Genomic DNA, 26,684 nt, shown 5'->3' on the forward strand with positions numbered 1-26,684 from the left:
GATTGAAAGGATATCGCCATGCTGGACTGGAAAAACCGCGCGGGCAGCGCGCCTGAACGTGCCGCCGAGCCCAAGTCGGCCACCCGCAGCTATATCGGCGGGCTGCTGTTCAGCCGGGCGCTGGCCACAGTGATCGGTCTGTATTTGCTGGTCACCATCGCGCTGGGCTGGTACTGGAGCCAGGAGCCGGAACTGTTTCCGGTGGCGCAGAACGCCCAGGTCGCTGCCGAGAAAGAAGGCAAGCAAATGGTGGTCGGCTACACCACGGTCGAAACCCTGAAGACCGTTGCCGGCACCTTGCTCAACAAGCCGGGCGGTTACATTTCCAATGACCGTTTCCCGCCGGGCCTGTGGATGGACAACACGCCGAGCTGGGAATACGGCGTGCTGGTGCAGGTGCGTGACCTGACCCGCGCCCTGCGCAAGGATTTCGCCCGTTCGCAATCGCAGTCGGCCGAAGACGCCGATCTGGCCAAGGCCGAACCACGCTTCAACTTCGATAACAAGAGCTGGGTGCTGCCGTCCAGCGAGTCGGAATACCAGGAAGGCATCAACTCCCTGAGCCGTTATCAGTCGCGCTTGTCTGATCCGAATCAGAAAAACGCGCTGTTCTACGCCCGCGCCGACAACCTCAACAACTGGCTGGGCGATGTCGGTACCCGTCTCGGTTCGCTGTCGCAACGCCTGTCGGCCAGTGTCGGCCGGGTCAAGCTCAACACTGCCCTGAAGACCGAAGTTCCGGCAGTCGGCGAAGTGCCGCAGGTTGACGAAGAAGTCGTGGAAACCCCGTGGATGCAGATCGACAACGTGTTCTACGAAGCACGCGGCCAGGCCTGGGCGCTGTCGCATCTGCTGCGCGCCATCGAAGTCGATTTCGCCGACGTGCTGGCGAAGAAGAACGCCACCGTCAGCGTGCGCCAGATCATCCGTGAGCTGGAGGCTTCGCAAGAGCCGGTGTGGAGCCCGATGATTCTCAACGGCAGCGGTTTCGGCGTGTTGGCCAACCACTCGCTGGTCATGGCCAACTATATTTCCCGGGCCAACGCTGCGGTGATCGATTTGCGTCAACTGCTCAATCAGGGCTGATACGTGAGCCAGACTACAAGAGAGGCGGCCCATCGCGCCGCCTCGGACGCTGAACAGATCGCCTGGGTCGACGAGCAGGACAACCTGCTCGGCGCTCTGGTGCGCTCCGATTTGCGTGAGCGCGGGCTGATTGGCCGTGGCACATACATCATGCTGTTCAACTCCGCCGGTGAGCTGTGCGTGCACCGGCGTACGTTGAGCAAGGCGATTTATCCCGGTTATTGGGATGTTGCCGCAGGCGGCATGGTCCAGGCCGACGAAAGTTATGCCGAGTCGGCGGCGCGCGAGCTGGAAGAAGAGCTGGGCGTCAGCGGCGTCGAACTCACCGCTCACGATCACTTCTATTTCGAAGACACCGGCAACCGTCTGTGGTGTTCGGCGTTTTCCGCTGTATGGGACGGGCCGCTGAAACTGCAGCCGGAAGAAGTCCTCGAAGCGCGATTCATCCCTGTCGAACAGGTCATGCGCGAAATCAGCGAAAAGCCTTATTGCCCGGACTCTCTGGCCGCGTTAAGGCGCTATCTCAAGGCGCAGCAAAGCAACGTCGCAAAGAACACATGAATTGGCGCCGATTGGCACTTAGCAATCGCGATTTTTGCCGTTACACTGCGCGACCTTTTCAAGCTGCACCGGATAGCTTGAGGTTGGCCTGCAGATTTACCGTAGGAGCTGCCGAAGGCTGCGATCTTTTGATCTTGCCGTTAAAGATCAGGATCAAAAGATCGCAGCCTCGTTGCACTCGTCAGCTCCTACAGATTCAGTCCAGCGTCCAAAGTTTTCCGATGCAGTAGCGCTGCCCCTGCCTGAGTGGGGCTTCGCGGTCGCTGACCTTGCCCAAGGTTGCGATCAGTCTTTGTCCTCCCGAGAGGATTGCCGGTGGCCAAGAAAGCCGCATCCTTCGCCGCCCTGGGCGGCCTGGTATTTTCCACCGACGCAGGTCGTCATTGCCCGGAATGCAGCAAGCCGGTGGACGCCTGTATCTGCAAACAAACCGTGATTCCGGCCGGTGACGGCATTGCCCGCGTGCGTCGCGAAAGCAAAGGGCGTGGCGGCAAGACGGTGACCACCATCACCGGCGTGCCTCTGGCCGAAGACGCGCTCAAGGAGCTGGCGACGACGTTGAAGAAACGTTGTGGCACCGGCGGGGCGTTGAAGGACGGCATCATCGAAATCCAGGGCGATCACGTCGAGCTACTCTTGGCAGAGCTGATCAAGCACGGTTTCAAAGCGAAGAAATCCGGCGGCTAGCAGCCTCTGTGAAACCCTCCGGCGGCTTGATCCGGCTTCGAGTGTTCTCGGATCCGGCGTCGTCGCCATGGTTTTCACAGAGCCTGTTCATGACCGGTTTCTAAACTCCACGCAGTCAGTGCGGTCTACCGCCGCACTGACGAACCGTCATTTTCATTCTTTAGACTGCGCCGGCCTGCACTTCAGGCGACGCACTCTGACTTCTTTATAGGGGACTTCGATGTCCGTACGACGCACACGTAAAGACGATGGCAGCCAATGGACAGTTGCGGACAGCCGCAGCGTTTACGGGATTCGCCATTGGGGGGCCGGGTATTTCGCGATCAATGAAGCCGGTCGCGTCGAAGTACGTCCGAACGGCCCGAGCAGCTCGCCTATCGATCTGTTCGAGCAAGTCGACCAACTGCGCAAGAGCGGTTTGTCCTTGCCGCTGCTGGTGCGGTTCCCCGACATCCTGCAAGACCGTGTCCGTCAGTTGACCGGTGCTTTCGATTCGAACATCGAGCGCCTGGAATACCAGAGCAAATACACTGCGCTGTACCCGATCAAGGTCAACCAGCAGGAAGCGGTGATCGAGAACATCATCGCCACCCAGAACGTTTCCATCGGTCTGGAAGCCGGCTCCAAGCCTGAACTGCTGGCCGTGCTGGCGCTGGCGCCGAAGGGCGGCACCATCGTCTGCAACGGTTACAAGGACCGCGAGTTCATCCGTCTGGCGCTGATGGGCCAGAAGCTCGGCCACAACGTGTTCATCGTCATCGAGAAAGAATCCGAAGTCGGCCTGGTGATCGAAGAAGCCGCCTCGCTGAAGGTCAAGCCGCAGGTGGGTCTGCGCGTGCGCCTGTCGTCGCTGGCCTCGTCGAAATGGGCGGACACCGGTGGCGAAAAATCCAAATTCGGTCTGTCGGCGGCGCAACTGCTGTCGGTGGTCGAGCGCTTCCGTGGCGCCGGTCTGGATCAGGGCATCCGCCTGCTGCACTTCCACATGGGTTCGCAGATTGCCAACCTCGCTGACTATCAGCACGGCTTCAAGGAAGCGATCCGTTATTACGGCGAATTGCGCAACCTCGGTCTGCCGGTCGATCACATCGACGTCGGCGGCGGCCTCGGTGTCGACTACGACGGCACGCATTCGCGCAACGCCAGTTCGATCAACTACGACATGGACGATTACGCCGGTGTGGTGGTCGGCATGCTCAAGGAATTCTGCGACGCGCAGAGCCTGCCGCATCCGCACATCTTCTCCGAGAGTGGCCGTTCGCTGACCGCGCACCACGCAATGCTGGTTGTGCAGGTCACCGACGTCGAGAAACACAACGACGAAATCCCGCTGATCGAAAACAAGGAAAGCCTGCCGGAAACCGTGCAGTGGCTGGTCGATCTGCTCGGCCCGACCGACATCGAAATGGTCACCGAAACTTACTGGCGCGCCACCCACTACATGAGCGACGTGGCCGCGCAGTATGCCGACGGCAAGCTGACCCTGGCGGAAAAAGCCCTCGCCGAGCAGTGCTACTTCGCCGTATGCCGTCGCTTGCACAACTCGCTGAAAGCGCGTCAGCGTTCCCACCGTCAGGTGCTCGATGAACTCAATGACAAGCTGGCCGACAAGTACATCTGCAACTTCTCGGTGTTCCAGAGCCTGCCGGACACCTGGGCGATCGATCAGGTGTTGCCGATCATCCCGCTGCATCGCCTCGACGAAGAGCCGCTGCGCCGCGCGGTGCTGCAGGATCTGACCTGCGACTCCGATGGCAAGATCAACCAGTACGTCGACGAGCAGAGCATCGAAACCAGCCTGCCGGTGCACGCGTTGAATGAAGGCGAAGATTACCTGCTGGGCGTGTTCCTGGTCGGCGCCTATCAGGAAATCCTCGGCGACATGCACAACCTGTTCGGTGACACCGACTCGGTGAACATCTACCAGAACGCCGATGGCAGCGTGTACCACGCTGGTATCGAGACCCACGACACCATCGAAGACATGCTGCGTTACGTGCACTTGTCGCCGGAAGAACTGATGACCCACTACCGCGACAAATGCGCCAGTGCCCGCATCAGTGCCAGCGAGCGCACGCAGTTCCTCGATGCCTTGCGTCTGGGCCTGACGCGCTCCTCCTATCTGTCTTCCTGAGACCCGATAGCGTTCCGCCCGGGTTGTCCGATTTTTTTCCGCAAGCTGTGGAAAATTCGGATAACCCGGTGGGACATCTCCTGATTTTTTCACGAAAACCTGTGCGATCACGGTCAGCAAACTCATCTGGTCTGCTTTTCGCGTAGGTCATTTCCTAAGTTGTACTTCGCCTCTCTACTCGGCCATGCCTCTCGGCGAGAATCCCCGGCCGCCCCTCCTGTAGAGATCCGCCCATGTTCGATCCAGTCAACGAGCCGTCGTTTCGTCTCGATGTAGCGGGCCTGTCCGACCCCTTCGAAGTTCTCGCCTTTACCGGAAGGGAAGCGCTCAGCGAACCCTTTGCCTTCGAGATCGATGTGGTGATCGACGATCCGCATCTGGATCTTGCCAGCCTGCTGCATCGTTCTGCGTTCCTGTGCTTCGGCTCGCCCGGCCAGGGTGTGCACGGGCAGTTGCACAGCCTTGTCCAGCACGAGCATGGCCATGGCTTGCGCTTGTCTCGAGTGCGTCTCGGACCGAGGCTCGACTGCCTCGACCTGCGCTTGAGCCAGCGCATTTTCAGCGGCCGCTGCGTGCCGCAGATCATCGAACAGGTTCTGCGCGAGCATGGCATCGTCGGCTTGCAACGACGTTTTGACCTGCATAGCGACTACCCGACCCGCACCTTCTGCACGCAATACCGCGAATCCGATCTGCAACTGCTCCAGCGCCTGTGCGCAGAGGCGCGCATTCACTATTACTTCGAGCATCACCGCGACAGGCACTGCCTGGTGTTCGGCGACGATCCGACGCGAATGCCCCATGCAGACGTCGCGCCCTATCAGGGCGAGCATGACCAGCGTGGCGTCGCTCCAGCCGTCCGCCAATGGCAACTGCACGAAGACTCGCAGGCCAGCCAGCGAGGCCCCAGTGCCGAAGGCCACAGCGATCTGCCCGCCTTGCGCAGCGGTCAGTGGTTGCCCCTGGACGACCATCCTTTCATCGAATGCAACCGCCCATGGTTGCTGACCCGCATCGAGCACCGTGCCGATCAGTCTCTCGAACCGCCCTATTGCAATCGCCTGTTCGCGGCCGCGCGGGCACCCGTCTGTGCGCCCGCCGCTGCGCAGTCCAAGCAGCGCATGCACAGCCTGCAGCGAGCCTGGGTGGTCACCGTCGATGAGCCGCAGCCGGATTGCTCGCGGCCTGTGGCGGTGCAATTCGACTGGCTTTATCAGGGCGAAGGGGCTTCGCCGAGTCATTGCTGGCTGCCCCTCGCGCCTGACTTGAACGAGCTGCCCTCGGCGGCACTCGCTGATGGTGTGGAAGTGGTGGTGAGTTTTCTTGAGGGCGACCCCGATCAGCCGGTGGTCAGTGGCGTGCTCCAGCCATCGGTGTTGCCAGAGGCTGCGGTCGAGGACGATGAACCGGTATCGCTCCCAGAACTGCTGGTGAGCGATGGGTTGCAGCAACTGTTGCAGTCTGGCGAGCCGTTGCTGCTGCTGTGCCTGATGCCGGGCGGTGGCAGCTTCAACCACTGCGCCGAGTCCGTGTGCAGTTGCCGGCTGCTCACCGCGCTCGATCAGAGCAGCGCACGATGAGCGGCGCGGCGCTTGAGCCCATGGCGCAATGGCTGTTGCTCGACACCCCGGACGCGGCACGCGCCCTGCTGACCTTGCGCCAGGGCTTTGCCGATGTGCAGCGGCACCGCTTGTTCGACGGCACCGAATTTCAGCCGGTCAGTGAGCACGGTCCGATTCTCGTCGATTTGCGCGAGAGTCCGGCATTGACCGCCTTGTGCCTGCGCGATCCGGACACCTGGCGTGGCCTGTTGCTGAGCTGCGAGATACCGGCGCAGCAGCTGCTCAGCCACTTGCAGCGCATGCTTACCGTCTCGTTCGGTTTGAATCACCGGGCCTTGCTCAGCTATTACAACCGTCAGACCGCCAGCTACTTCTTCGACGCCTGCGACGCCGCGCAACTGAGTCGCTGGCTCGGGCCAATCCGCCAGTTGCGCTGGTTTGGCGGCACCTGGGCCGACCGCGCCATCGGCAGTCAGGGATGGCAACAGCTGCGCAATCCCGGCCTGCTCGTCGAACCTTTGGGCATCGAAGAAAGCCTGACCCGGCGCCAGCGCGAGCGCTTGCAAACCTGTCTGCTGGAGCAGCACATCTGGCGCTGGTGCCAGTCTCTGAGCGTTGATTACCAGACGATCGCTGTGCATGTGCAACAAGGTCTGGCGCTGGGTTTCAGCGATCGTGCTGTGCTGGATGGCTGGCTGTGGCTGCGCCTGCTCAATCCGCGCGCCGTGCTGGTTGTGCCGCCGGCCGGATTGACGCAGCCGGAACGGCTCGATTTTTTGCGTCGGCAGTGGGGCGCGGCGGACTGACTTTTCTGATCAGTGAGCCTTGCCGCTGAACCAGCCATCGCGGCGTTTCAGCCACAGGGCTTGCGCGCCAAGGGTCACGCTGCGCAAGACCATGAACAGCAGAAAAGATATCCACAGGCCGTGATTGCCCAACGCTTGCAAGAGCCAGGCGAACGGCAGGAGCAACAACACCGTCAGCAGCATGCCGTTGCGCATTTCCCGCGCGCGGGTAGCGCCGATGAACAGGCCGTCGAGCAGGTAACTCCACACCGCAATCAACGGCAGCACGGCGAGGTAGGGCAGGTAGACGAACGCCGTCTCGCGCACGCTCTGAATATCGGTCTGCATCTCGATGAACAGGTGCCCCGCCAGCAGAAACAGCACAGCGAATCCGAGGCTGGCGATCAGCGACCAGCCGCCGGCCACCACCAGCGATCGACGCAATGCCAGGCGATCCCGTGCGCCAATGGCATGGCCGCACAAGGCTTCGACCGCGTGGGCCAGGCCATCCAGTGCGTGGGCCGTCAGCAGCAGGCCGTTGAGCAGCAGCGCGTTGGCCGCTACGGTCGCATCGCCGAGCCGTGCGCCCTGCACGGTGATCAGGAAAAACACCGATTGCAGGGCGAGGCTGCGGATGAAAATGTCACGGTTGACAGCCAGCAGCGGCCGCCAGCTCTGCCAGACTCTCAGCGCCGACCAGATGATCTGCCCCGGATAGGCGCGCAATGCCGTGCGCGTCAGCCACAGGCCGAGCAGGGCGCCGCTCCATTCGGCGATTACCGAAGCCCGCGCCGAGCCGACCACGCCCCAGTCCAGGCCAATCACAAACCACAGGTTGAGCACGATGTTGATCAGGTTGGTGCTCAGCAGAATCGCCAGCGGCGCTCGGGCGTTCTGCGTGCCGAGGAACCAGCCGACCAGTGCATACGTCGCCAGCGCTGCGGGCAGGCCATACAAGCGCGTGTGGAAAAACTCCCGGGTCAGTTGCTCCAGCTCCGCCGACGGCTGCATGAAGTGCAGCGCGACGCCGCTGAGCGGCACGCCAAGAGTGCCGAGCACGACGGCCAGCCCCATCGCCAGCAGCAGGCCCTGCAAGAGAATCTGCCGCAACGCCGCGCCATCGCTGCGCCCGGCAGCCTGGGCGGCAAAACCGGTGGTGCCCATGCGCAGAAAACCCATCGCCCAGGCGAGAAACGTGTACAGACTGGCGCCGACCGCCACCGCGCCCAATTGATGGGCATGGGGCAAGTGACCAATGACAGTGCTGTCGACCAGCGCCACCAGCGGCACGGAAATATTGGAAAGAATCATCGGCGCGGCGAGCGCCCAGACCTTGCGGTGAGTCGGGCGGTCGCGCCAGTCGGTAATCAGTGAGGACATGCAGGCTCCTTGGGGGAGCGGGGATTGTAGCGGCAGAAACACCCTCACCCCAGCCCTCTCCCAGAGGGAGAGGGGGCCGATCTTCGTCGCTCTCAAGCGTGAGTTCGACTCGATATTGCAGGTCGGTGGAGAATTTCAAAGCAACGCGGTCAGCTCCCTCTCTCTCCGGGAATGGGAGAGGGGGCCGATCTTCGTCGCTCTCAAGCGTGAGTTCGACTCGATATTGCAGGTCGGTGGAGAATTTCAAAGCAACGCGGTCAGCTCCCTCTCCCTCTGGGAGAGGGCTGGGGTGAGGGGCTTTTGAAGCGCTAGTGAATAATCCAGCTCAACAACCACAACCCCAGCAACAACCAGATGATCCCGGCAATGATCGACGCGTTCATGAACGCCCGGATCGCCGACCACAGCAGCATCAGGCCTACGATCAGGGCGATGATGCTGATGATCGAGGTGTCCATCCCCAGCGTCTGCGCCAGGCCGTCGACAAAGTTGCCGCCGGCGTTGCTGAGCATATTGAACAGGCCACTGAGGCCGTCGACGATAAAGCGGATGATCGAACCGAGTGCCTGGCCGAGCCATTCGAAAAAGCTTTCTACACGCATGTGTGCATCCCTGATGAAAGAGCTGAGCCTTGGGCCACGCCGAGGGCGGCCGAGTTCCCTGCATGATAGAAGGTTTGCCCGGATCATGTGTGGGAGCGAGCCTGCTCGCGAAGGGGGCGTGTCAGGCAAATCCGGTCTGGATGATCCATCGCTTTCGCGAGCAGGCTCGCTCCCACAATAGATCATCTGCGCTGCTTGCCTTCAGCCCGCATCCCCCCGAAGCTATGCGTCTTCAGGAGAGCCCGATGAACCTTGTTGAACTGACCGAACGCCTGCATGCCATTCGCGACCGCAATGACTGGCGGCAATTTCACAGCCCGAAAAACCTCGCCATGGCCACCAGCGTGGAAATGGCCGAGCTGGTGGAAATCTTCCAGTGGCTGACAGAAGACCAGTCGCGCCAGTTGCCGGCGGACAAGCTCGCCCACGCCGGGCAGGAAGTCGGCGATATCGTCCTGTATCTGTTGCTGCTGTGCAGCGAACTGGGTCTGGACATGAATGAAGTGGTGCGCGCCAAGCTCGCCGACAGCGAACGGCGGTTCAGCTGATGAGCGACCGTCATTTCGACCAGTTGGCCACGCGCTTCGCGGAAAAAATCTACGGCGGCGCCAAAGGCGCGATTCGCCTCGCGGTATTGCAGGCCGATCTGACCGAGGCTTTGCCGGATCGTCCGCTGCGCGTGCTGGATATCGGCGGTGGCCTTGGGCACATGTCGCTGTGGCTGGCCGAGCGCGGCCATGACGTCACCTTCACCGAGCCGGCTGAGCCGATGCTCGAGGGTGCGCGCCAGCGTTTTGCCGAAGCCGGACACACCGCGACATTCATACAGGCGCCGTGGCAGGAACTGCCCGGTCAGCTCACCGAGCCCTACGATCTGGTGATCTGCCACGCCGTGCTGGAATGGCTCGCCGAACCCCACGCGATCCTGCCGGTGCTGCATCAGTTGACCAACCCTGGCGGCTGGCTGTCGCTGGCGTTCTACAACCGTGATGCGCTGATTTATCGCAATCTGCTCAAGGGCCATTTCAAGAAAATGCGCAAGAACGTCATGGCCGGCGAGAAGCAGAGCCTAACCCCGCAGCAGCCTCTCGACCCACGGGAATTGGCAACGCAACTCGCCGGTATGTGGCAGGTCGAAAGTCAGAGCGGCGTACGGGTATTTCACGATTACATGCCGGTGGAATTCCAGGCCCGCGCCGAACTGGCGGACTTGCTGGAAATGGAACTCGCGCACCGTCGTCACCCAGGCTTCGCCGGGCTTGGGCGTTACTTGCACTGGATCTGCCGGCCGATCTGAGCGGAGCGCGACATGAAAGCTCAATGCGGGTTATTGCTGATAAGTCTGGGGTTGGCCGCTTGCCAAGGCAGCAACCCCTACGTGGCGCAGTCGCGGCCGTTGCCGCCGGCACCGCCGCAAGCCGCCACCACCTTCGACCGCAGCGCCTACCCGGCGCCGCCGCGTGATTACGGGCGCTACCGCAATTGGGCCTGGCGCGACGGGCAGTTGCCGCCGGGCACGGCGTGGGCTGACTCGGCGCAGGTGGCCGAGGCGGTCAGCAACGCCCTCGACCAGCGCGGCTTGCGGCCGATGCGCGACAACCGCCCGGCGGACCTGCTGGTCAGCGCCGATCTGCGTCTGGAAACCCGTTTGCGCCAGGTTCGCGACGACTACGGCTACTACGGCGGATACGGCGGCTATGATCGTTATGGTCGCGGTTACGGCATGTACAACAGCGTGCCGATCGTGCGCACCTATCAAGAGCAGGTCGTAGTGGTGCGGGTCGATCTGTTCGATGCCGGCAATGGTCAGCCAGTGTGGAGCGCCAGCGCCGAGACCGGCACCCAGGGCAATCAGATCGAACGCGCCGATGCGATCCGCGAGGCTGTGGAAAAAGCCATGGCGGCGTATCCTCCCAGCTGACGTCGTGTCAGCAGGTTCATGTCTTCACCCGGAGAAAAATCATGTTCCGCCGTCTCGCTCTACTCGCTGTTGCTGCGCTGCTCAGTGCCTGCGCCGCCAATCAGGTCAATCACGATTTCGACGCCAGCCGCGACTTTGCCGCTTATCGCAGCTGGAGCTGGAAAGACCCGGCCCTGCAATATCGCCCTGATGATCCGCGCATCAAAAGCGACCTGACCGAACAGCGCATCCGCCAGGCGGTGTCCGATCAACTCGATCAGCGCGGTTTGCGTCCGGCTGCCGGCGGCGGCAAGGGTGATCTGAGCGTGCAGACTTACCTGATCGTCGAGGATCGACAGCAGCAGGTGACGACCAATTACGGCGGCGGTTGGGGCGGCCCGTGGAATGGCTACTGGGGCGCACCGATGTACAACGAAACGCGCAACATCACCTACAAGGTCGCGACCATTCAGATCGACCTGCTCGACGGCAAGGACGGCAAACTGGTCTGGCGTGGCAGCGATGAGCAAATGCTCAGCAACCGCCCGAATCCGGCTGACCGCAGCAATGCCATTCGCGAGACCGTCACACGGATCCTGGCCAACTATCCACCGCGTTGAACCGCTCTGAACCGTCCCTGTGGGAGCGAGCCTGCTCGCGAAGGCGGTGTGTCATTCAGCATTGAATCTTCTGGCACGACGCTTTCGCGAGCAGGCTCGCTCCCACCGTGGCGGTGGTGACAGGAATGGCGCCACGCCAGCACTCTCGACCGACCGCGTCTACACTCTTTTTCATTAACGGAGGTAGCGCTCGGCACTGCGCCGGCAAAGGAGTGCGCCATGTCGCGAGGATCGCAAGGCAACGGCCCGGCCCGGCAACGCGGGGCGATCGGCTTGATGGCAGCCGCCACCCTGAGTCTGGCGCTGGTGATGATGTTGCTGGTGGTCGACAGCGGTCGCTTGTACATGGAACAGCGCAAATTGCAGCGGGTGGTCGATACCGCCGCCCTCGAAGCGGTCAGTCGCGGCGGCAATTGCCTGCCTGGGCTGAGCGCCGCCAGTTATGCCGGGCAAAGTGCGCTGCGCAATGGTTACGTGGTGGACGCCGCCAATACGCTCGTCACCACTTGCGGCACGCTGGCCACCGCTGCCAGCGGTTTGCGCAGTTTCACCGTCGATGCCACGCAATCAAGCGCAGTCAAAGTCGCCGCCAGTCGTACGGTCACCAGCAGTTTTGCTGGTGGTGTGCAGGCGCTGTTCAGCGCCACGCCGGTCAGCCTCAATACCACCCTCAATGCATCGGCAGTCGCGGCCAAACCGCAGCCGACCATCGCCCAACTGAATATCCGCAGCACCCTCGCCAGCATCGACACGGCGCAGTCGAACATCCTCAATCCGCTGTTTTCCGGGTTGCTCGGCGGCAACGTCAACCTCACGGCGTTGGGCTGGGACGGTTTGCTGCACACCGATATCAACCTGCTCAAATACCTCGATCAACTGGCGATCGACCTCAACGTCGGCGCCGGCAATTACACGCAGTTGCTCAATACCCAAGCGACCGTGACGCAACTGATTCAGGCAGCGGCGACGGTGGTGCAGCTCAACGGCGCAACCGCGCAAGTGGTCACCGCGCTGGGCCAGTTGCAGGTCGCCGCGATCAACGCGGCGCCGGTCAGACTCGGCGAGATCCTGCAACTGCAGACCGGCACTACGGCGGCGGGGCTGGATGCCAATCTGCAATTGCTGCAACTGGTGCAGGGCGTGGTGCAACTGGCCAACAGCAAGAGCGCGGTGGCGGCGACCTTGCCGGTCAACGTGCTGGGGCTGGCCGGTGTCACGGTGCGGGTGAAGGTGATCGAGCCGCCGCAGTTCTCGGCGATTGGCGACCCTGCGCGGGCCAAGGCCGATCCGTTGGGGCCGGACCGGATTTATGTGCGCACGGCGCAGGTGCGCACGTTGTTGTCGGTGAATCTGCCGGTGCTCTCGGGGGTGACGGGGCTGACCAATGCGGTGCTGGGCCTGGTCGGTACGCTGACGCCGACGCTCAATGCGCTGTTGAGCCTGAATCTGGTGGACACGCTCAATTCAGTGTTCTGCCTGTTGGGTGCCGGCTGCCAACAGCTCGATCCGAAGCTGCTGCCCTCACCGCAGATCGACATCGCGCTGGATGCCGGCGGGGCGAAAAGCTATGTCACCGATTACCGCTGCCCGACCGGCGATACCGACAGCAAAAGCCTGACTGCCGCCACCACGACTTCTCTGGCTGATCTCAAACTCGGCAAGATCGATCCCGTCGCCGCGTTCTCTTCAGTCGCCGAACCAACCGTGACGCCGTTGCCGCTGGTCGATCTCGGCATCATCACCTGCCACAAGATTCTCGGCATCGGCAGTTGCGATGCCGCCTCCCACGTGCAATACGGCGCGGGCGGCATCGCCCTCAAACTCGACACCAGCGTCGCGCAGACCACGCAGAATCTGCTGTTTTCCAGCACCACTCCCTTCGCCACCCCGGCCAATCTGAAACTGCCGCCGAGCCTGCTGCCGGCCGCGCCGACCAGCAACATCGTCGGCAGCCTGGCAAACACGCTGTCCGGCATCAACCTGATCGTCTACAAACCCGTGGGCAGCAATCCGCTGGGCGCCATCGTCACCGGTGTGGCTTCACTGATCAGCGATGTCAGCAACCGCTTGTTGCCGGTGGTCACCGGTTTGATCAGCCCATTGCTTGATCCGCTGTTGAACAATCTGCTCAAGGGTCTGGGCATCAATCTGATGAACACCGAGGTGGGCGCCAACATGACCTGCGGGCAGACCGGCAAGGCCTATCTGGTGATCTGATCGTCGCTGGCGATCGGCAATTCGATGCAGAACCGTGCGCCCTCCGTGGAGTTGCGCACGCTCAACTGGCCGCCCATGTTGGCGATGATGCCGTAGCTCACCGACAGGCCCAGGCCGGTGCCGACGCCAATCGGCTTGGTGGTGAAGAACGGCTCGAAGATCCGCTCCAGCAAACGCGGATCGATGCCGCCGCCATTGTCCTCGACCCACAAGCGCACGCTTTCCTCGTCACGTTCGGCGTAGATTGAAATCCACGGTTTGAATGCCGGGTCGTGCTCGCGCTTGCCGAGCAGGGCGTCACGGGCGTTGACCATCAGGTTGATCAGCACCTGCTCCAGTTGATCGACGTAGCCGCGCACCTGCGCCTCGAAGCCGGTCTCGCTGATGCGCAGATCGACACCTTTGCCGCGCATGCCCTCGGCCAGCAGTGACAAGGTGCCTTCGATGGCTTGGGCCGGATTGAACAACTGTTGTTCGATTTCCGAGCGGCGACCGAACACACGCATGTGGTCGACCACCTTCGCTGCGCGTTGAACCTGAGCGTCGATACGGTTGAGTTTGTCGGTCAGGTAATCGACCTGCACATCACCGTTGCCGAGGCGTTTGAGCACGTTGACGATGGCCATGCGCATCACGTTCAGCGGCTGATTGATTTCGTGGGCGAGGCCGGTGGCCATTTCGCCGAGGGTGGCCATTTTCGCGCTTTGGGTGAGTTGCTGTTGCGAGCGGCGCACCTCGGTGTTGTCGCGGCCCACCGCTTGCACTTCGATCAACTGCCCATGCTCATCGAACACGCCGCGATCCGACCAGACCCACCAGGCGTGTTCGCGTCCGGGCAATTGCAGGCTGATTTCGGCGGTGCTCACTGGCTGTTGGGGCGTCAGTTGGCTCAAGCGCTGAACGAACGCTGCGCGCTGTTCTTCGGACATCCAGCCACCCAGATCAACGCCGGGCAGTTGTTCCGGGGTGCATTCCAGATAAGTCGCCAAGGGTCGGTTGCCAAAGATCAGCGTCAGGTCCGGGCGATAACGGCAGATCATCGCCGGCGAATCCTCTACCAGAATCCGGTAGCGCTCCTCGCTCTGCCGCACCTGCTCGGCGGCAAGCGTCGCGTCGGTGACATCCAGCCACAGGCCCACCGCCTCGACCGGCAGCCCGAGATCATTGCGCAGCAGTTTTGCCTCATCGAGCAGCCAGTGATACTCGCCACGGTTGTCGCGCAGGCGATAACGCGCACGCACCGAGCCTTCACGCAGCAACTGGCGGTTGCGCTGGAAATACAGTTCGCGGTCGTCGGGGTGCACGCGCTCGACCAGCGCTGTCGTGTCGCAATCTTCCAGCGTCCAGCCCAGCAAGGGTTGCAGGCTGGCGCTGAAAAACGCCGGGATCAACGCGCCTTCTGCGTAGCGCTGCACGTAGATCACCGCCGGTGAACTGGCAATCAGATTGTCCAGCCGCGCATGGGCGGCAGCAGCCCGTTGTTGTTGATTCTGGATATCGCTGATATCGAGCATGAACCCGACCAGACGCCGATGCTCACCGGTGCCGCTGACCTGGCCCTGAATCCGATACCACGTCGCCGCTGCGCCGACCTCCGCGCGGTGCAGACGCACGCTCAGGGTCAGCGCTTCTCCTTGCAGTTGCAGGGCGCGCAAACGGCTGCGCAATTCGTCGCGATCGGCGGGATGAAACAGCGACAGCCAGTCTTCTACCGGCAGCAGGCGATCGCTGAGATTCAGTGCCGAGGCCAGCGTCGGCGCCAGCGCAATCTGCTCTTCGGCAGTGATTTCCCACCAGCCAGTGCCGAGCAGGTTTTGCAGGGAATCAAGACGCTCCATCGATTGCACATGGCGCTGCTCGCGCAAGCGGCTGAGCAGCGGTCCGGCCAGCGCACCGGCCAAGGTCAGCCAGTCGCGATCGGTCAGCCATGGCGCCACGTTGTCGACCGTGTAAAACCCGCAAAGCAGCCATGCGACCACGCCTTGATCATTGCTGTAGGGCACAGCGAACCCGTTGGCGTTGCCGAACGTGGCCTGCAATCGCGAATGTTCATAGCGGCCCTGCGGGCCGGCGAGGCGTTGCGGTGCGCTGCCGTTGAGGCTGTCCAGCGGCGTGCCCAATGGCTGGCCGTCCTCCCACAATTGTGGAGCGTCATGGCCACGAAACTGTTGATGAATCTGCCAGCCCTGGGCCTGTTCATCGAGCAGCGCCACGGCGAGGCAGGGGATGTGCCAGCGCTGGGCGATGGCCTGCAATTGTTCGCCAAGCACCGTCGGCAGACGCGTCAGGCTGCACGTGCGCAGACGATCGCTGACCTGCGCGGCGAGGGTCTGGCAGGCGTCGCGGTCGCGCGCTTGCTGACGTTCGAGCAACAGGTCGGCGATGTCGAGCATCTGCAGTTGCCAGCCATCGTTTAGTGGCTGCACCCAGCCGCGCAGGTGCAGCGGCTGATCATTCAGGCCGGTGAAATCCAGATCGAGCAATTGCCCGTGCCAGTCCCGCGGCTGGCCTTCGACGCTCAGCAGGCTATGCGGCAGCAGATAGGCGCGAAGCGGCAGCGGCTGACCCTGAGGTTTGTGCTGGGCGAGCAAATGCCGCAGCGGGCCGGCGATCTGCAACACATCGCCGTTGCCATCCAGATAAAAATGCAGGCCGATCGGCGGCGCGCCGAGGTGGTCCGGCAAGTCGTGGGCTGCGACGGGGGCGCGCTTGAGCAAGCGCCCGAAAAGCTTATCGCCGGCGGTCAAAATTGCAGGCTCGAGCGGGCGGTGAGATGCGTGGGCAGATTAGGCACCGTGCCGATCCCGGGCAGCACCAGAAACGGCATGATCTGATTGAGCTTGCTCACCGGGTAATTGACGCTGACGGTCAGGGTGCCAGTCCCCGCGTCGTACGCCGCACTGGTGTCGGTGCCGACCACCAGATTCAAGGCCGAGGGCAGCCATTGCAGTTGTTGGGTCAGCGCGGCATTGGCGGTGTTGACCACCACCGTCGAATAGTTCGGCGTGGTCGGGTCGACCGCAACGCTGCGGCGCACCGCCTCGGCGGTGGCCTGGTTGAACGATTGCATCATCACGAAGGGCAGGCCGTAGCTGACCAGCCCGTAAAACACTGCGAAAAAGATGATGAACACCAAGGCGAATTCGATCGCCACCGCACCTTTTTGCGACCTGCGAAAGCCGTTTTTCATGCGTGCGTCTACCCTGACAGTCACTGCGTAGTATCAGCATAGAATCAATCAGGCAAAACGGACGGCTTTCAGCGGATGCAGATTTCCCTTGTTCTGATCTGGCTGGCGATCTGCGCCGCGCAAGATGCCCGGCAGCGGCGAATTTCCAACGCATTGACGTTAGGCGTGGGCGCGCTGGCGCTGGTCTGGTTGCTGGCGACCGGCAGCACCTGGCTGGGTGCCGACGCGGGGCAGGGCGGCTGGGCCTGCCTGATCGCTTTGCTGCTGACGCTGCCCGGTTATTTCATGGGCCGCATGGGCGCTGGTGATGTGAAATTAATGACAGCCCTAGGTCTTGCGACGAACGGCATATTCGTTCTTGGCGCGTTTATCGGCGCGGGCCTGGCCAGCGTGCTGTGGCTGCTGCTCGCGCCAAAAGTCTGGCCTCATATGGCTCAAGGGCTTAGAGCGCATCTGCGTCATCTGGCCCCGGACAAGTCAAAAAAGCTGCCATTTGCGCCGTTCGTGTGGGTAGGGGTAGTGCTTTCGCTGTACTGGATCACCTGATCGCGGGGTGCCACTAGTCCTATGTACATAGTCGGAAAGTGGGTCTACTTTCAATTCAGGCGAATACGCCACCAAAGTGCAGGAATCGTCAGCGTTGGCCGAGCAAATGGAGTGGTTCGTGAACAAGCCTAATTCGGTAAAAATCCTCGTGGTCGATGATCAGCCGCTGATCGTCGAAGAACTCTGTGAGTTTCTCGAGAGCAGTGGCTACCGTTGCGTGCCGTGCGACTCAAGTCTTGAAGCCATCGAGCTGTTCAGGGCGGACCCGGACATCGGTCTGGTGCTGAGTGATTTGCACATGCCGGACATGGACGGCATCGAGTTGATCCAGGCGTTGCAGCGGCTGGCCGGCAAGCAGCGGGTGTTCGAGGCGATCATGCTCACCGGGCGCGCTGACAAGCAGGATGTGATCAAGGCATTGCGTGCGGGGATTGCCGATTACTATCAGAAGCCGATTGATCTGGCAGAGTTGCTCGAGGGTGTGCAGCGCCAGGAACTGGCTTTGCAGGAGCGGCAGAAGAATCTGCATCTGGGGCATTTGAATCAGAAATTGCAGTTTTTGTCCGAGTCGATTGATGACCTTTATCAGGATCTGGACAAGGTGCGGCGCTCGCCCGTGCCGGTGGTGAGTGATGGTGAGCCTGAGTCCGTGGAGATGCCGGCGGTGTTCAGTCAGTTGTCGCCCCGGCAGTTGGATGTGGCGCGGCTGGTGGGCAAGGGGCAGACCAATTATCAGATTGCCTGTGAGTTGGGGATTACCGAGAACACGGTGAAGCTGTATGTGTCGCAGGTGTTGCGGTTGACGCATATGCATAATCGGACGCAGTTGGCTTTGGCCCTTTCGCCCGTTGGATCTGCTGGGCGGCAGCGGGTTACTGCGCATTGACTTGGCGGCCTTTGGGCCGACCATGCTTTGGGTGGTTGGGGTGAATATCCGTTTTTTTGGTGTCGCTGATTACGGTTCCGCCCTTACGGCGGGTCACTTTTGGCAAACGCCCCAAAAGTAACCAAAAGGTCTTCGCCCTGACGTTCGGCCCGCTCGCTGGGGCTCGGGGTTCCTTCGCTCCGGGATCGATCCTGGCGCAGCGGCTCCGGTTTGCTTCGCTGCACCTCCTTCCGCTGTGTACGACTGCGTCGTACGGTCGCTGCGCTCCCACGCCCGGATCAATCCCTCCACTCAGCCTGCCGACGGGCTCCCAGATCAAGATCAAAAGCTACTCGAGCTTGCGCTCATTGTTTTGAGTGGTGAAAAGCATGCGGTGTCTGGCTTTTGTTTTGCGCTGGATTCGCCCCTCACCCCAGCCCTCTCCCGAGGGAGAGGGAGCCGATTTGTGGGTTGTTCAAAATTTGTGTTCGACTCGGTATCTCAGGTCGGCATACCTGACCCAAACAACTCGGTCGGTCCCCTCTCCCTCTGGGAGAGGGCTAGGGTGAGGGTGCTTTTGATCTGCTTCAAAATCTGCATTCGACTCGGTATTTCAGGTCGGTGTACTTCGCCCAAACAACTCGGTCGGTCCCCTCTCCCTCTGGGAGAGGGCTAGGGTGAGGGTGCTTTTGATCTGCTTCAAAATCTGTGTTCGACTCGGTATTTCAGGTCGGTGTACTTCGCCCAAACAACTCGGTCGGTCCCCTCTCCCTCTGGGAGAGGGCTAGGGTGAGGGTGCTTTTGATCTGCTTCAAAATCTGTGTTCGACTTGGTATTTCAGGTCGGTGTACTTCGCCCAAACAACTCGGTCTGTCACCTCTCCCTCTGGGAGAGGGCTAGGGTGAGGGTGCTTTTGATCTGCTTCAAAATCTGCATTCGACTCGGTATTTCAGGTCGGTGTACTTCGCCCAAACAACTCGGTCGGTCCCCTCTCCCTCTGGGAGAGGGCTAGGGTGAGGGTGCTTTTGATCTGCTTCAAAATCTGTGTTCGACCCGGTATTTCAGGTCGGTGTACTTCGCCCAAACAACTCGGTCGGTCCCCTCTCCCTCTGGGAGAGGGCTAGGGTGAGGGTGCTTTTGATCTGCTTCAAAATCTGTGTTCGACTCGGTATTTCAGGTCGGTGTACTTCGCCCAAACAACTCGGTCGGTCCCCTCTCCCTCTGGGAGAGGGCTAGGGTGAGGGTGCTTTTGGTTTTGATTGTTTAAATCTGTGTGTGATTTGCCAGAACCTTCCCACAAGGTTTTCAGGTTGTCCGTCGGACGTCGGGTCACTAGTCTCTGGCTGTCGCTGACAACTCAGCGGCCAGGTGTGGAAACCTGAAATTCAAGTAGTTGCTTTGCATTGCTACCGTAATCGTTGTCGGCGCGCTCGTTCGTCTGCAAACTGTGTCGCGGCGGCTGTGCGTGGGCAGACTTTGGTCTGGCCGGTTGCCTACTTATCGGTTTTCCACCCTGCGTACAGCTGCCACCTTTTGTCGTGTGGAAACGACAGAAGAGGGCGTCACAGCCAAGTAGGAGTTCTCATGGACAAACTGATCCCAGACCCACCGCCATCCCCCACCACCCCGCTCGAAGACGCCATGCGCGCCGACGATCTGGTGAAAAACCGCGAAGCGATAAAACGCGCGCTCGATTTCTATCTCTGCCCCGAACCCGCAAAACCGCACCCGCCCAGCACGCTGTTCATGGTGGTGCCCAATGTCGATACCGAAAGCCTGTTGGCGCATGCCTGTGAGTCGCTGGCGTCAGCGAGTGCGATGGCGAGTAATTTCGCTGGTGAGTTGAGCGGGTTTCAGCGCAGCACGGCGTTGGCGATTCAGCAGATTGTCATGCTGGCCGAGCTGGCCGTGAATCGGGCGCTGGATCGGGTTGATCCGCAGCGTTGAAACCGCGTTATCGTTCTTCGCGAGCAGGCTCGCTCCCACAGGGGAAACGCATTGCAAACTGTGGGAGCGAGCCTGCTCGCGAAGGGGCCTTCAAGAACACCACCAGACTAGTTCTTGCTCTCGATCTTCCCGCCCGCATCCGGATCATAAAAATCCGGGATCTCGTACTGGTATTTCTTCAGCCAGCGCTGCATCGCCAGTTCGCGTTCGGTGGCGGTGGCGCTTTGGGGTTTGGGGGAGGCGGCTTTGTTGCGGCTTTGCAGGACCAGCCAGCCTTCGGTTTCCTGCTGCTGCGCAGAAGCAGGGCCGGCGTCGATGGCTTGGGCGCTGAGGGGCAGGGTGAGCAGGGTCAGGTAGCACAGGCCTTTGCGGATGGTCATGGCTGTCTCCTATTCGAGCGTCGGCGGTAGCGGGTCGATGAAGGCGGCGACGCGGTCGCCAGGTGTGGCTTTGGTGTTGGTCGGGGCTTTGAGTTTTTCTGCGCGTTGCTGCGCTTCGGTGAATTGCTCCGGGGTCAGTTTCGAGCGGCTGACGATTTCCGCGGCTTGCGGCCAGTCGTTCTGGTAGAGCAGCAGGGTGACCATGTTCAGCGTCGCCAGTTGATTGTTCTGGCTCAGTTCGATGGCGGTGAGGAATTCGAATTTCGCTTCGTTGAGGCGCAGTTGGTTGAGGTAGACCACGCCGAGATCATTGCGGATTTTTTCGTCGGTGGGCGCCAGGCGTGCGGCGCGTTGCAGGTGGGCCTGGGCCTGGCCGTTGTCGCCACGGGCGGCGTAGACCTGGCCCAGGCCATGTTCGGCCTGGGCGGTGAGGCAGCCGCCGAGCAGGCTGCGGTAAAGCGGCTCGGCTTCGCTGCGGCCGAGCAGGCGATAAACCTTGGCTTTGCGCAGGCGCACTTCGCTGAGGTTGTCCGGCAGGCTTTGCAGGTTGGCGAGGCTGGCGTGGAGCTTGCCGTCGCTGGCCAGATCATCGGCGAGGTTCAGCGACAGTTCCTGCTCCGACGTGAGTTTGCTGCAGCTGGACGGCGACAGCAGCGAGGTCCACGGCGCCTGGCCATCCGTGGCGCAGCCGCTGAGCAGCAACAGAATTGCCATGACTATCAGTACTTTCATCAAACGCTCTCCATGAGCCAAGGTCAGTTTGCGAACGCGCGGGCAATGGCGGTGAAGCCCGGGCCGGCCAGTACGATCAGCAGGGCGGGAAACAGAAACAGCATCATCACCACCGACATCTTCGCGGACATTTTCGAGATGTATTCCTGCAGCCGGGTCAGGCGTCGGTCATCGAGTAATTGCTTGAGCGCCAGCAGTGATTTCATCGCGCCGCCGCCCTGGTGGATCAGTTGCTGGAGGATCACGCAGGTGTCGGTGAATTCGTCCACCGCGAGCATCACCGCAGTCTTGTTCAGCTCCTGCCCCAGCTCCAGACCCGAGTCGACGCGGCTGAGGATCAGGCGCAGTTCGCTGGTCAGTTCCGGCAGCAGTTTCTGTGCTTCGACGCTGAGCACACGCAACGCTTGTTCCACGGCCATGCCGGATTCGAAGAGGATGCGCAGCAGCGGTATGAACGTGGAGATTTCCACGGCGATGGTTTTCTGTCGGCGGGCGGCGGCGTAGGCGAGCAGGCGTTTGGGCAAGAGATAGCCGCCGCCCGCAGCGAACATCGGCGCCATCCAGCGGTGACTGGTCTGCGGGAAAAACACTTCCTGCAAAAAGATCGCCAGCCCCAGAGCGAGCAGCGGCGTGCCGATCTGGCAGGCGGCGAAGAGCGCGCGTTCGTTGGCGCGGCGCCAGCCGAGGCGGCCGAGCAGGGTCTGGGTTTCGCTGTCGATGCTCACCGAGCCCCGGCCGAAACGGCTGTTGCCCAGCGCGCGCAGCCAGTGGCCGAAACGGTTCTCCCGGACCAATTGACCGTGCAAGCGCTGATGCACCTGACGCACGCGGCGGCGCTCGGTGAGCAGGTGATTGCCCAGCAATAACAGCGAACCGAGGAGCAACAGCAACGCCGCGAGCCAGACCATCTCAAACGCTCCGCAACATGCGCCACAGCGCCATACTGCCCAACACCTGCAACACGGCGGCGCTGAGCAGCATGGTCTGGCCGCTTTCGTCGTGCCACATGCCGAGCATGTAGCCGGGGTTGGTCAGCATGAAATAGCTCACCAGAATCAGCGGCAGCAAACCCAAAACCCAAGCAGTCATGCGAGTTTCCCCGGTCAGCGCGCGCAACTGCCGCGCGCCCTGGTCGCTCTCGCGGATCAGTTTGATCAGGTTCTCCAGCAGCTCACTGGCGTTGCCGCCGTAGCGGTGGTTGACCTTCAGGCCGAGGGCGAACATACGCAGTTCGTCCTGCTCGTAGAGTTCGGCAAAATCGCTGACGGCGTCAGGCAAGTTCACCCCCAGTTGCACGTTGCGCTGCACCCGGCCCATGGCCGCTTTCAAGGGGTCTTCACTGGCTTCGATGGCGCCCAGGACTGCGTCGCTGAGGGTGCGGCCGGACTTGAGGCTGCGCACGGTGTGGTCGAGCAGTTGCGGCAGTTGTTCGATCATGCGACGGATCCGTTGCCGGTAGCGAATGGCGATGTACAACCGCAACGCCACGGGCGGGACGAGCAACATGATCAGCAAACCAACCCAGCTCCCGAGTAAAAATCCCAGGCCCATCGCCGCCGCCCACAGGCTCAGCCACAGGCCGAAACGCTCGCTCGGCCGACCCAGTCCGGCACGTAAAAACATCCGTTCCAGTCCAACCCACCTGGCCTGCTCGACGGCCAGCTGCGGTTGTCCGGCGGCGAGTCGATTGAGGACTTTTTCCTTCGCGGTCTTGCGCAGCCCTTGCAGGAACAGATAGATCGACAGCCCCAGCAGCATCAGGCAAATGGCGATGAGAATGATCGGTCCCAGCATCTGCGTGCTCCTCGCCGTCAGCCCAGGTGAGCGTCGTGGCGCAGCTTGTCGCCGGCCGGGTTGACCGCTTCGCGCACAAAGCCGAACCCCGTGCGGCGGTCGAGGCGGAACAGGGTGTTGGTGACGTAGACCTCCTCGCGAATGCCGACCACTTCCACCACTTCACTGACGCAGCGCCGGCCATCGGGCATGCGTGTCAGTTGAATGATCACGTCGAGGGCGGCGCAGATCATCTGACGCAGGGTGCGTTCGGCAATCGAGCGCCCGGTCAGGCCGACCAGCGTCTCCAGTCGCAGCAGCGCGTCCTGGGCATTGTTGGCGTGCACGGTGCTCATCGAGCCGTCGTGGCCGGTGTTCATCGCGGTGAGGACGTCGACCACTTCGACGCCCCGGATCTCGCCGAGAATGATCCGGTCGGGACGCATGCGCAGGGCGTTGCGAATCAGGTCGCTGGCCTTGACCTCGCCATGGCCCTCGGCATTCGGCGGGCGGGTTTCCAGGCGCACCACGTGCGGGTGGCCGAGTTGCAGTTCGGCGACGTCTTCGATGGTCACCAGCCGTTCGTGCGGGTTGATCAACTGGCTGAGGATGTTCAGCAGCGTGGTCTTGCCGGTGCCGGTGCCGCCGCTGATCAGGATGTTGCAGCGCTTGCCCACGGCGTTCTGCAGGAATTCGAAAATCGCCAGATCGATGGTCTGCATCGCCATCAGGTCGGTGCTCTTGAGCATGTCCTTGCGGAACTTGCGGATCGACAGGCACGGGCCGTCGAGGGCAATCGGCGGGATGATCGCGTTGACCCGGCTGCCGTCCGGCAGGCGCGCATCGACCATCGGCGAGGACTCATCGAGGCGGCGCCCGAGCGGCGCAAGGATGCGTTGCATGACCCGCTCGACGTGATGCGCATCGATAAAACGCAGATCGCTTTGATGCAATACGCCGTCGCGCTCGATGAACACCCGGTGCGGGCCGTTGACCAGAATTTCCGTCACCGACGGGTCACGCAGCAGGACTTCCAGTGGGCCGAATCCGGTGAGTTCGTCGACGATTTCTTCGCCGAGGCGCTCCATTTCGTAGCGCGAGATCGCCAAGTGCAAACGCGCGATGTATTCGGCGACCTTGTCGGTGACGAACTGCGCCAGTTGCTGGCGCGAACCTTCCAGCAGGTTTTTCCCCGACTCCTCGATGGCGTCGATGATGTAGCGGTGCAGGACCAGTTTCAGGCCTTCGTGGTCGCTGTTGCCGATCGCTCCGTGCGACGTTGCGCCAAAGAGTTTTTCTGCGCTCATGAGTGGCCTCGCAGACGGTCGAACCAGGTGACTTTCGGTTTGCTCAGGCCTTCGGAGCGTTTCGCCAAGCGCTCGCCGAGGGTGCGCAGGCTCTGGGTGAGTTTCTCCCTGGGCGCCAGTTCGAACAGGCTGACGCCCTGGTTTTTCGCGTTCAGGCGCACGTCGGGACTGAACGCCAGCACGGCGATGACTTCCAGATTGAAGGTCTTGCCCAAGGTCTCGGCATCCGGCGCGACGTTGCTCAGGTAGCGATCGATCAGCAAGCGCCCATGCTCGAGTTTCATGCCTTTCTCGCGCCACTGGTTAAGCACGGCGAGGTTGCGTCGGCAGTTGAGTACGTTCTGGTCGGTGTACCACAGCAGTTTGTCGCAATGGCTGACGAAGGTGCGCAATGCCTCACTGTCGGCCTGCCCGGTGAGGTTCACGACAATGTGCTGAAAGTGCTGGCGCAGGGCGCTGAGGAGCATGTACAGCTCGGCGGCACTGGTGGTTTCCAGCGGCTCGTCAGTGTTGGCGTAGGCAAGAATGCGCAGGCCGTGGTCGGCGCTGGTGAAAGCGCTGTCGATCAGCGTAGCGTCGAGCCGGCGCAGATGGCGCAGGGCGTCGCCGAAGTGAAACGAGCTCTCCAGCCCCAACAGCGCGAGGCTGTCGCCACGGGGCAGGCCAAGGTCGAGCAGCAAGGTTTGCTGGCCGCTCTTCTGCACCACCATGGCCATGTGATTGGCGAGCAAGGCACCGTCGGAACTGCTCTGCACGCCGTACATCACGGTAAGCCCGCCCAGCTGCGTGTTGGGAGTGACGGCGGGCAGGCGTTTGCCCAGGCGCCGCACCAGCCCGGCGACTTCGCTTGAACGTGAGCCATAGGCGACGAAATCCCGCGCGCCGGCGCGCATCGCATTGAGCACCAGTTGATTGTCCATGCCGTCGCCGAGGGCGACGATTGCCAGCATCGGCTTGGCTTCCAGCGCACCTTCGATCAGCGCACTTTGCGCCACGACATGCTCGCGATCGAGACCGACGAAGACCAGATTGGCGAACGTCACATCGACCAGTGCGAGCAGTTCGTCGAGGCTGCCGGCACCGGCGCTGACCACCTGGCCCAGTGGCGCGAGTGCGCTTTGCAGCCATTCCAGATCGGTGCTGTTGCGGGTGATGGCGAGGAAGGTCTGACTGAGATTCTGGCTCATTGCGATAACCCGCTGCGCTTGTCGAAGTTACCGTTCTCGAGGAAGAACATGCGATAGAAATTCGGGTCGTAATTGCGCAGCTTCTCTCCCGGCAACGACGGCAAACGCGCGTCCGCCGCCAATGGCTGGACCAGGTGCGGGGTGACGATCATCAGCAGTTCGCGCTCTTCGCGTTTGATTTGCGAACCCTTGAAAAACGCCCCGAGGATGGGAATGTCGCCCAGGCCTGGAAACTTGTTCACTTGCGAGCTGTTGGTGGTGCTGATCAAACCGCTGATGACGAAACTTTCGCCATCACCCAGCGACACGCTGGTGTCGGTGCGGCGGATGGTCAGCGCCGGAACGGTGGTGCCGGCGATGTTCACCGCGTTGGCGAAATCCAGTTCGCTGACCTCCGGGGCGACTTTCAAGGCGATGCGGTCGCGGCCGATGATGGTTGGCGTCAGGGTCAGGCGGATGCCGAATTCCTTGTACTCAATCGACACGCTGTCGCTGCCGGAACTGGGCACTGGAATCGGGATTTCTCCGCCGGCCAGGAAGCTCGCACTCTGCCCGTTCAACGCCACCAGACTTGGTCGCGCCAGCGTGTAGGCGAAGCCGCTGGTTTCCAGGGCGTTGATGATCGCCATGGTCTTGCCGCCGACCCAGGAGAAATTGAACAGCGAGTTATCCACCGGCAAGCGCGGCTGCGGCACGCCGTCAATCGGCGGCAGTGTGCCAGGCGAGCCGAACAGGAAATTGCCGCGGGTGCCGATCAGCGAGGCCGTGGCTTCCTTGAGCTTGGTGCGGCTGACTTCGACGAAACGGATGTCGGTCTGCACTTGCGACGGCAGGGTCGGATCGTCCGACGGCACGCTGCTGGTCAATGCCGTGGTCGCCGCACCCTGGACGAAGACCATGGCTTGCTGTGGCTGCGCCGAACACGCCGTCCAGACCATCAGGCTGGTCGCGCCGGGGCCGACGCCAGTCAGCAAAAAGGACGAACCGCCATTGGCATGCACGTCGGCAATTTTCGGGTCGCCGACCGCCAGCCGAGTGATTGCCACCGGTGACTGCATGTCCTGCTGGAAGCCTTCACCGATCTCGATCACCGAAGGCAGGCGCGGCAGTGCCGAGCAGTTGCCCGCCGCCGCGAGGGCGCTGTCCATCGTCAATCCCAACAACAGCAAGGCCCGGAGCGCCGGTTTCAATGTCGGTCTGAGTCGACTCTGCATGCACGTGAA

25 protein-coding genes are annotated in these 26,684 nt (G+C 61.9%); 14 read left to right on the plus strand and 11 right to left on the minus strand.

Features of this window, described 5'->3' with window-relative positions; genetic code table 11:
* The first annotated feature begins 18 nt into the window (after positions 1 to 18).
* The 6 genes from AB4N85_RS24970 to AB4N85_RS24995 all read left to right on the plus strand — a co-directional run bounded on the left by AB4N85_RS24970 (position 19) and on the right by AB4N85_RS24995 (position 6,836).
* Positions 19 to 1,086, plus strand: a complete 1,068-nt coding sequence (locus tag AB4N85_RS24970) for a DUF2333 family protein (RefSeq protein WP_236169645.1) — start codon at positions 19 to 21, stop codon at positions 1,084 to 1,086.
* 3 nt (positions 1,087 to 1,089) lie between these two features.
* Entirely contained in the window at positions 1,090 to 1,647 is a 558-nt protein-coding gene (locus tag AB4N85_RS24975) for an NUDIX hydrolase (protein WP_041480663.1), read from the plus strand.
* A gap of 315 nt (positions 1,648 to 1,962) precedes the next feature.
* The gene (locus tag AB4N85_RS24980; protein WP_007914613.1) at positions 1,963 to 2,334 is read left to right on the plus strand and encodes a translation initiation factor Sui1; all 372 of its coding nucleotides are present in this window, start codon (positions 1,963 to 1,965) and stop codon (positions 2,332 to 2,334) included.
* 220 nt (positions 2,335 to 2,554) lie between these two features.
* A complete protein-coding gene (gene speA, locus AB4N85_RS24985) occupies positions 2,555 to 4,468 on the plus strand; it encodes an arginine decarboxylase (protein WP_016771856.1) in 1,914 nt (637 codons plus the stop codon).
* Between the two features lie 233 nt (positions 4,469 to 4,701).
* Positions 4,702 to 6,048, plus strand: a complete 1,347-nt coding sequence (locus tag AB4N85_RS24990; protein ID WP_236169646.1) for a type VI secretion system Vgr family protein — start codon at positions 4,702 to 4,704, stop codon at positions 6,046 to 6,048.
* The gene (locus tag AB4N85_RS24995) at positions 6,045 to 6,836 is read left to right on the plus strand and encodes a DUF4123 domain-containing protein (protein WP_095180908.1); all 792 of its coding nucleotides are present in this window, start codon (positions 6,045 to 6,047) and stop codon (positions 6,834 to 6,836) included. Before AB4N85_RS24990 ends, AB4N85_RS24995 begins: the two co-directional genes overlap by 4 nt.
* Positions 6,837 to 6,845: 9 nt before the next feature.
* On the opposite strand, the gene AB4N85_RS25000 is transcribed toward AB4N85_RS24995, so the two are convergent.
* Together AB4N85_RS25000 and AB4N85_RS25005 are read right to left on the minus strand one after the other, a co-directional pair.
* Entirely contained in the window at positions 6,846 to 8,195 is a 1,350-nt protein-coding gene (locus AB4N85_RS25000; protein ID WP_236169647.1) for an MATE family efflux transporter, read from the minus strand.
* A gap of 308 nt (positions 8,196 to 8,503) precedes the next feature.
* Positions 8,504 to 8,797, minus strand: coding sequence for a hypothetical protein (locus tag AB4N85_RS25005; protein WP_073471796.1), 294 nt, complete (start codon positions 8,795 to 8,797; stop codon positions 8,504 to 8,506).
* A gap of 245 nt (positions 8,798 to 9,042) precedes the next feature.
* Here AB4N85_RS25005 and AB4N85_RS25010 point away from each other — a divergent pair, with 245 nt between their 5' ends.
* The 5 genes from AB4N85_RS25010 to AB4N85_RS25030 all read left to right on the plus strand — a co-directional run bounded on the left by AB4N85_RS25010 (position 9,043) and on the right by AB4N85_RS25030 (position 13,534).
* Positions 9,043 to 9,345, plus strand: coding sequence for a MazG-like family protein (locus AB4N85_RS25010; protein ID WP_236169648.1), 303 nt, complete (start codon positions 9,043 to 9,045; stop codon positions 9,343 to 9,345).
* On the plus strand, positions 9,345 to 10,094 hold the full coding sequence (locus AB4N85_RS25015) for a methyltransferase (protein ID WP_095180904.1): 750 nt from the start codon (positions 9,345 to 9,347) through the stop codon (positions 10,092 to 10,094). Before AB4N85_RS25010 ends, AB4N85_RS25015 begins: the two co-directional genes overlap by 1 nt.
* Positions 10,095 to 10,106: 12 nt before the next feature.
* Positions 10,107 to 10,718: a DUF4136 domain-containing protein gene (locus AB4N85_RS25020; RefSeq protein ID WP_095180903.1), complete on the plus strand. Its 612-nt coding sequence runs from the start codon at positions 10,107 to 10,109 to the stop codon at positions 10,716 to 10,718.
* Between the two features lie 41 nt (positions 10,719 to 10,759).
* Entirely contained in the window at positions 10,760 to 11,317 is a 558-nt protein-coding gene (locus AB4N85_RS25025; RefSeq protein WP_076565566.1) for a DUF4136 domain-containing protein, read from the plus strand.
* Between the two features lie 219 nt (positions 11,318 to 11,536).
* Complete coding sequence (locus AB4N85_RS25030) at positions 11,537 to 13,534, plus strand: pilus assembly protein TadG-related protein (RefSeq protein ID WP_150741618.1); 1,998 nt, start codon at positions 11,537 to 11,539, stop codon at positions 13,532 to 13,534.
* On the opposite strand, the gene AB4N85_RS25035 is transcribed toward AB4N85_RS25030, so the two are convergent.
* Together AB4N85_RS25035 and AB4N85_RS25040 are read right to left on the minus strand one after the other, a co-directional pair.
* Entirely contained in the window at positions 13,519 to 16,281 is a 2,763-nt protein-coding gene (locus AB4N85_RS25035) for a PAS domain-containing sensor histidine kinase (RefSeq protein WP_236169649.1), read from the minus strand. The genes AB4N85_RS25030 and AB4N85_RS25035 overlap by 16 nt on opposite strands.
* Complete coding sequence (locus tag AB4N85_RS25040) at positions 16,278 to 16,724, minus strand: TadE/TadG family type IV pilus assembly protein (RefSeq protein WP_024011435.1); 447 nt, start codon at positions 16,722 to 16,724, stop codon at positions 16,278 to 16,280. The genes AB4N85_RS25035 and AB4N85_RS25040 overlap by 4 nt, the downstream gene beginning before the upstream one ends.
* Positions 16,725 to 16,799: 75 nt before the next feature.
* Between AB4N85_RS25040 and AB4N85_RS25045 the strand changes: the two genes are divergently transcribed.
* The 3 genes from AB4N85_RS25045 to AB4N85_RS25055 all read left to right on the plus strand — a co-directional run bounded on the left by AB4N85_RS25045 (position 16,800) and on the right by AB4N85_RS25055 (position 20,082).
* Positions 16,800 to 17,270, plus strand: coding sequence for an A24 family peptidase (locus AB4N85_RS25045; RefSeq protein ID WP_056787729.1), 471 nt, complete (start codon positions 16,800 to 16,802; stop codon positions 17,268 to 17,270).
* 106 nt (positions 17,271 to 17,376) lie between these two features.
* Positions 17,377 to 18,156 carry a response regulator gene (locus tag AB4N85_RS25050; RefSeq protein WP_370695132.1) on the plus strand — a complete coding sequence of 260 codons (780 nt, stop codon included), beginning with the start codon at positions 17,377 to 17,379 and terminating at the stop codon, positions 18,154 to 18,156.
* Positions 18,157 to 19,719: 1,563 nt separating this feature from the next.
* Positions 19,720 to 20,082 carry a DUF6124 family protein gene (locus AB4N85_RS25055; RefSeq protein ID WP_041480653.1) on the plus strand — a complete coding sequence of 121 codons (363 nt, stop codon included), beginning with the start codon at positions 19,720 to 19,722 and terminating at the stop codon, positions 20,080 to 20,082.
* Positions 20,083 to 20,189: 107 nt separating this feature from the next.
* On the opposite strand, the gene AB4N85_RS25060 is transcribed toward AB4N85_RS25055, so the two are convergent.
* From AB4N85_RS25060 to AB4N85_RS25090, 7 genes are read right to left on the minus strand one after another with little or no spacing between them, the layout of a single operon-like run.
* Positions 20,190 to 20,462 carry a DUF3613 domain-containing protein gene (locus AB4N85_RS25060; RefSeq protein WP_041480652.1) on the minus strand — a complete coding sequence of 91 codons (273 nt, stop codon included), beginning with the start codon at positions 20,460 to 20,462 and terminating at the stop codon, positions 20,190 to 20,192.
* Between the two features lie 9 nt (positions 20,463 to 20,471).
* Positions 20,472 to 21,194, minus strand: a complete 723-nt coding sequence (locus AB4N85_RS25065) for a tetratricopeptide repeat protein (protein ID WP_256811987.1) — start codon at positions 21,192 to 21,194, stop codon at positions 20,472 to 20,474.
* A gap of 23 nt (positions 21,195 to 21,217) precedes the next feature.
* Positions 21,218 to 22,102, minus strand: a complete 885-nt coding sequence (locus tag AB4N85_RS25070) for a type II secretion system F family protein (protein ID WP_110647081.1) — start codon at positions 22,100 to 22,102, stop codon at positions 21,218 to 21,220.
* 1 nt (position 22,103) lies between these two features.
* On the minus strand, positions 22,104 to 22,988 hold the full coding sequence (locus AB4N85_RS25075) for a type II secretion system F family protein (RefSeq protein ID WP_310219105.1): 885 nt from the start codon (positions 22,986 to 22,988) through the stop codon (positions 22,104 to 22,106).
* Between the two features lie 17 nt (positions 22,989 to 23,005).
* Entirely contained in the window at positions 23,006 to 24,274 is a 1,269-nt protein-coding gene (locus AB4N85_RS25080; RefSeq protein ID WP_310219102.1) for a CpaF family protein, read from the minus strand.
* Positions 24,271 to 25,461: a pilus assembly protein gene (locus AB4N85_RS25085; RefSeq protein WP_056787738.1), complete on the minus strand. Its 1,191-nt coding sequence runs from the start codon at positions 25,459 to 25,461 to the stop codon at positions 24,271 to 24,273. The genes AB4N85_RS25080 and AB4N85_RS25085 overlap by 4 nt, the downstream gene beginning before the upstream one ends.
* On the minus strand, positions 25,458 to 26,675 hold the full coding sequence (locus tag AB4N85_RS25090) for a type II and III secretion system protein family protein (protein WP_041480646.1): 1,218 nt from the start codon (positions 26,673 to 26,675) through the stop codon (positions 25,458 to 25,460). Before AB4N85_RS25090 ends, AB4N85_RS25085 begins: the two co-directional genes overlap by 4 nt.
* Positions 26,676 to 26,684: the final 9 nt, after the last annotated feature.

The organism is Pseudomonas sp. H1_G08 (assembly GCF_054681355.1).

Bases quoted from the DNA above. Each gene is read 5' to 3' on its own strand.
- AB4N85_RS24970 (WP_236169645.1), top strand. From the start codon at position 19: ATGCTGGACTGGAAAAACCGCGCGGGCAGCGCGCCTGAACGTGCCGCC.
- speA (WP_016771856.1), top strand. From the start codon at position 2,555: ATGTCCGTACGACGCACACGTAAAGACGATGGCAGCCAATGGACAGTT.
- AB4N85_RS24990 (WP_236169646.1), top strand. From the start codon at position 4,702: ATGTTCGATCCAGTCAACGAGCCGTCGTTTCGTCTCGATGTAGCGGGC.
- AB4N85_RS24995 (WP_095180908.1), top strand. From the start codon at position 6,045: ATGAGCGGCGCGGCGCTTGAGCCCATGGCGCAATGGCTGTTGCTCGAC.
- AB4N85_RS25000 (WP_236169647.1), bottom strand. From the start codon at position 8,195: ATGTCCTCACTGATTACCGACTGGCGCGACCGCCCGACTCACCGCAAG.
- AB4N85_RS25005 (WP_073471796.1), bottom strand. From the start codon at position 8,797: ATGCGTGTAGAAAGCTTTTTCGAATGGCTCGGCCAGGCACTCGGTTCG.
- AB4N85_RS25010 (WP_236169648.1), top strand. From the start codon at position 9,043: ATGAACCTTGTTGAACTGACCGAACGCCTGCATGCCATTCGCGACCGC.
- AB4N85_RS25015 (WP_095180904.1), top strand. From the start codon at position 9,345: ATGAGCGACCGTCATTTCGACCAGTTGGCCACGCGCTTCGCGGAAAAA.
- AB4N85_RS25020 (WP_095180903.1), top strand. From the start codon at position 10,107: ATGAAAGCTCAATGCGGGTTATTGCTGATAAGTCTGGGGTTGGCCGCT.
- AB4N85_RS25025 (WP_076565566.1), top strand. From the start codon at position 10,760: ATGTTCCGCCGTCTCGCTCTACTCGCTGTTGCTGCGCTGCTCAGTGCC.
- AB4N85_RS25030 (WP_150741618.1), top strand. From the start codon at position 11,537: ATGTCGCGAGGATCGCAAGGCAACGGCCCGGCCCGGCAACGCGGGGCG.
- AB4N85_RS25040 (WP_024011435.1), bottom strand. From the start codon at position 16,724: ATGAAAAACGGCTTTCGCAGGTCGCAAAAAGGTGCGGTGGCGATCGAA.
- AB4N85_RS25045 (WP_056787729.1), top strand. From the start codon at position 16,800: ATGCAGATTTCCCTTGTTCTGATCTGGCTGGCGATCTGCGCCGCGCAA.
- AB4N85_RS25050 (WP_370695132.1), top strand. From the start codon at position 17,377: ATGGAGTGGTTCGTGAACAAGCCTAATTCGGTAAAAATCCTCGTGGTC.
- AB4N85_RS25055 (WP_041480653.1), top strand. From the start codon at position 19,720: ATGGACAAACTGATCCCAGACCCACCGCCATCCCCCACCACCCCGCTC.
- AB4N85_RS25060 (WP_041480652.1), bottom strand. From the start codon at position 20,462: ATGACCATCCGCAAAGGCCTGTGCTACCTGACCCTGCTCACCCTGCCC.
- AB4N85_RS25065 (WP_256811987.1), bottom strand. From the start codon at position 21,194: ATGAAAGTACTGATAGTCATGGCAATTCTGTTGCTGCTCAGCGGCTGC.
- AB4N85_RS25070 (WP_110647081.1), bottom strand. From the start codon at position 22,102: ATGGTCTGGCTCGCGGCGTTGCTGTTGCTCCTCGGTTCGCTGTTATTG.
- AB4N85_RS25075 (WP_310219105.1), bottom strand. From the start codon at position 22,988: ATGCTGGGACCGATCATTCTCATCGCCATTTGCCTGATGCTGCTGGGG.
- AB4N85_RS25080 (WP_310219102.1), bottom strand. From the start codon at position 24,274: ATGAGCGCAGAAAAACTCTTTGGCGCAACGTCGCACGGAGCGATCGGC.
- AB4N85_RS25085 (WP_056787738.1), bottom strand. From the start codon at position 25,461: ATGAGCCAGAATCTCAGTCAGACCTTCCTCGCCATCACCCGCAACAGC.
- AB4N85_RS25090 (WP_041480646.1), bottom strand. From the start codon at position 26,675: ATGCAGAGTCGACTCAGACCGACATTGAAACCGGCGCTCCGGGCCTTG.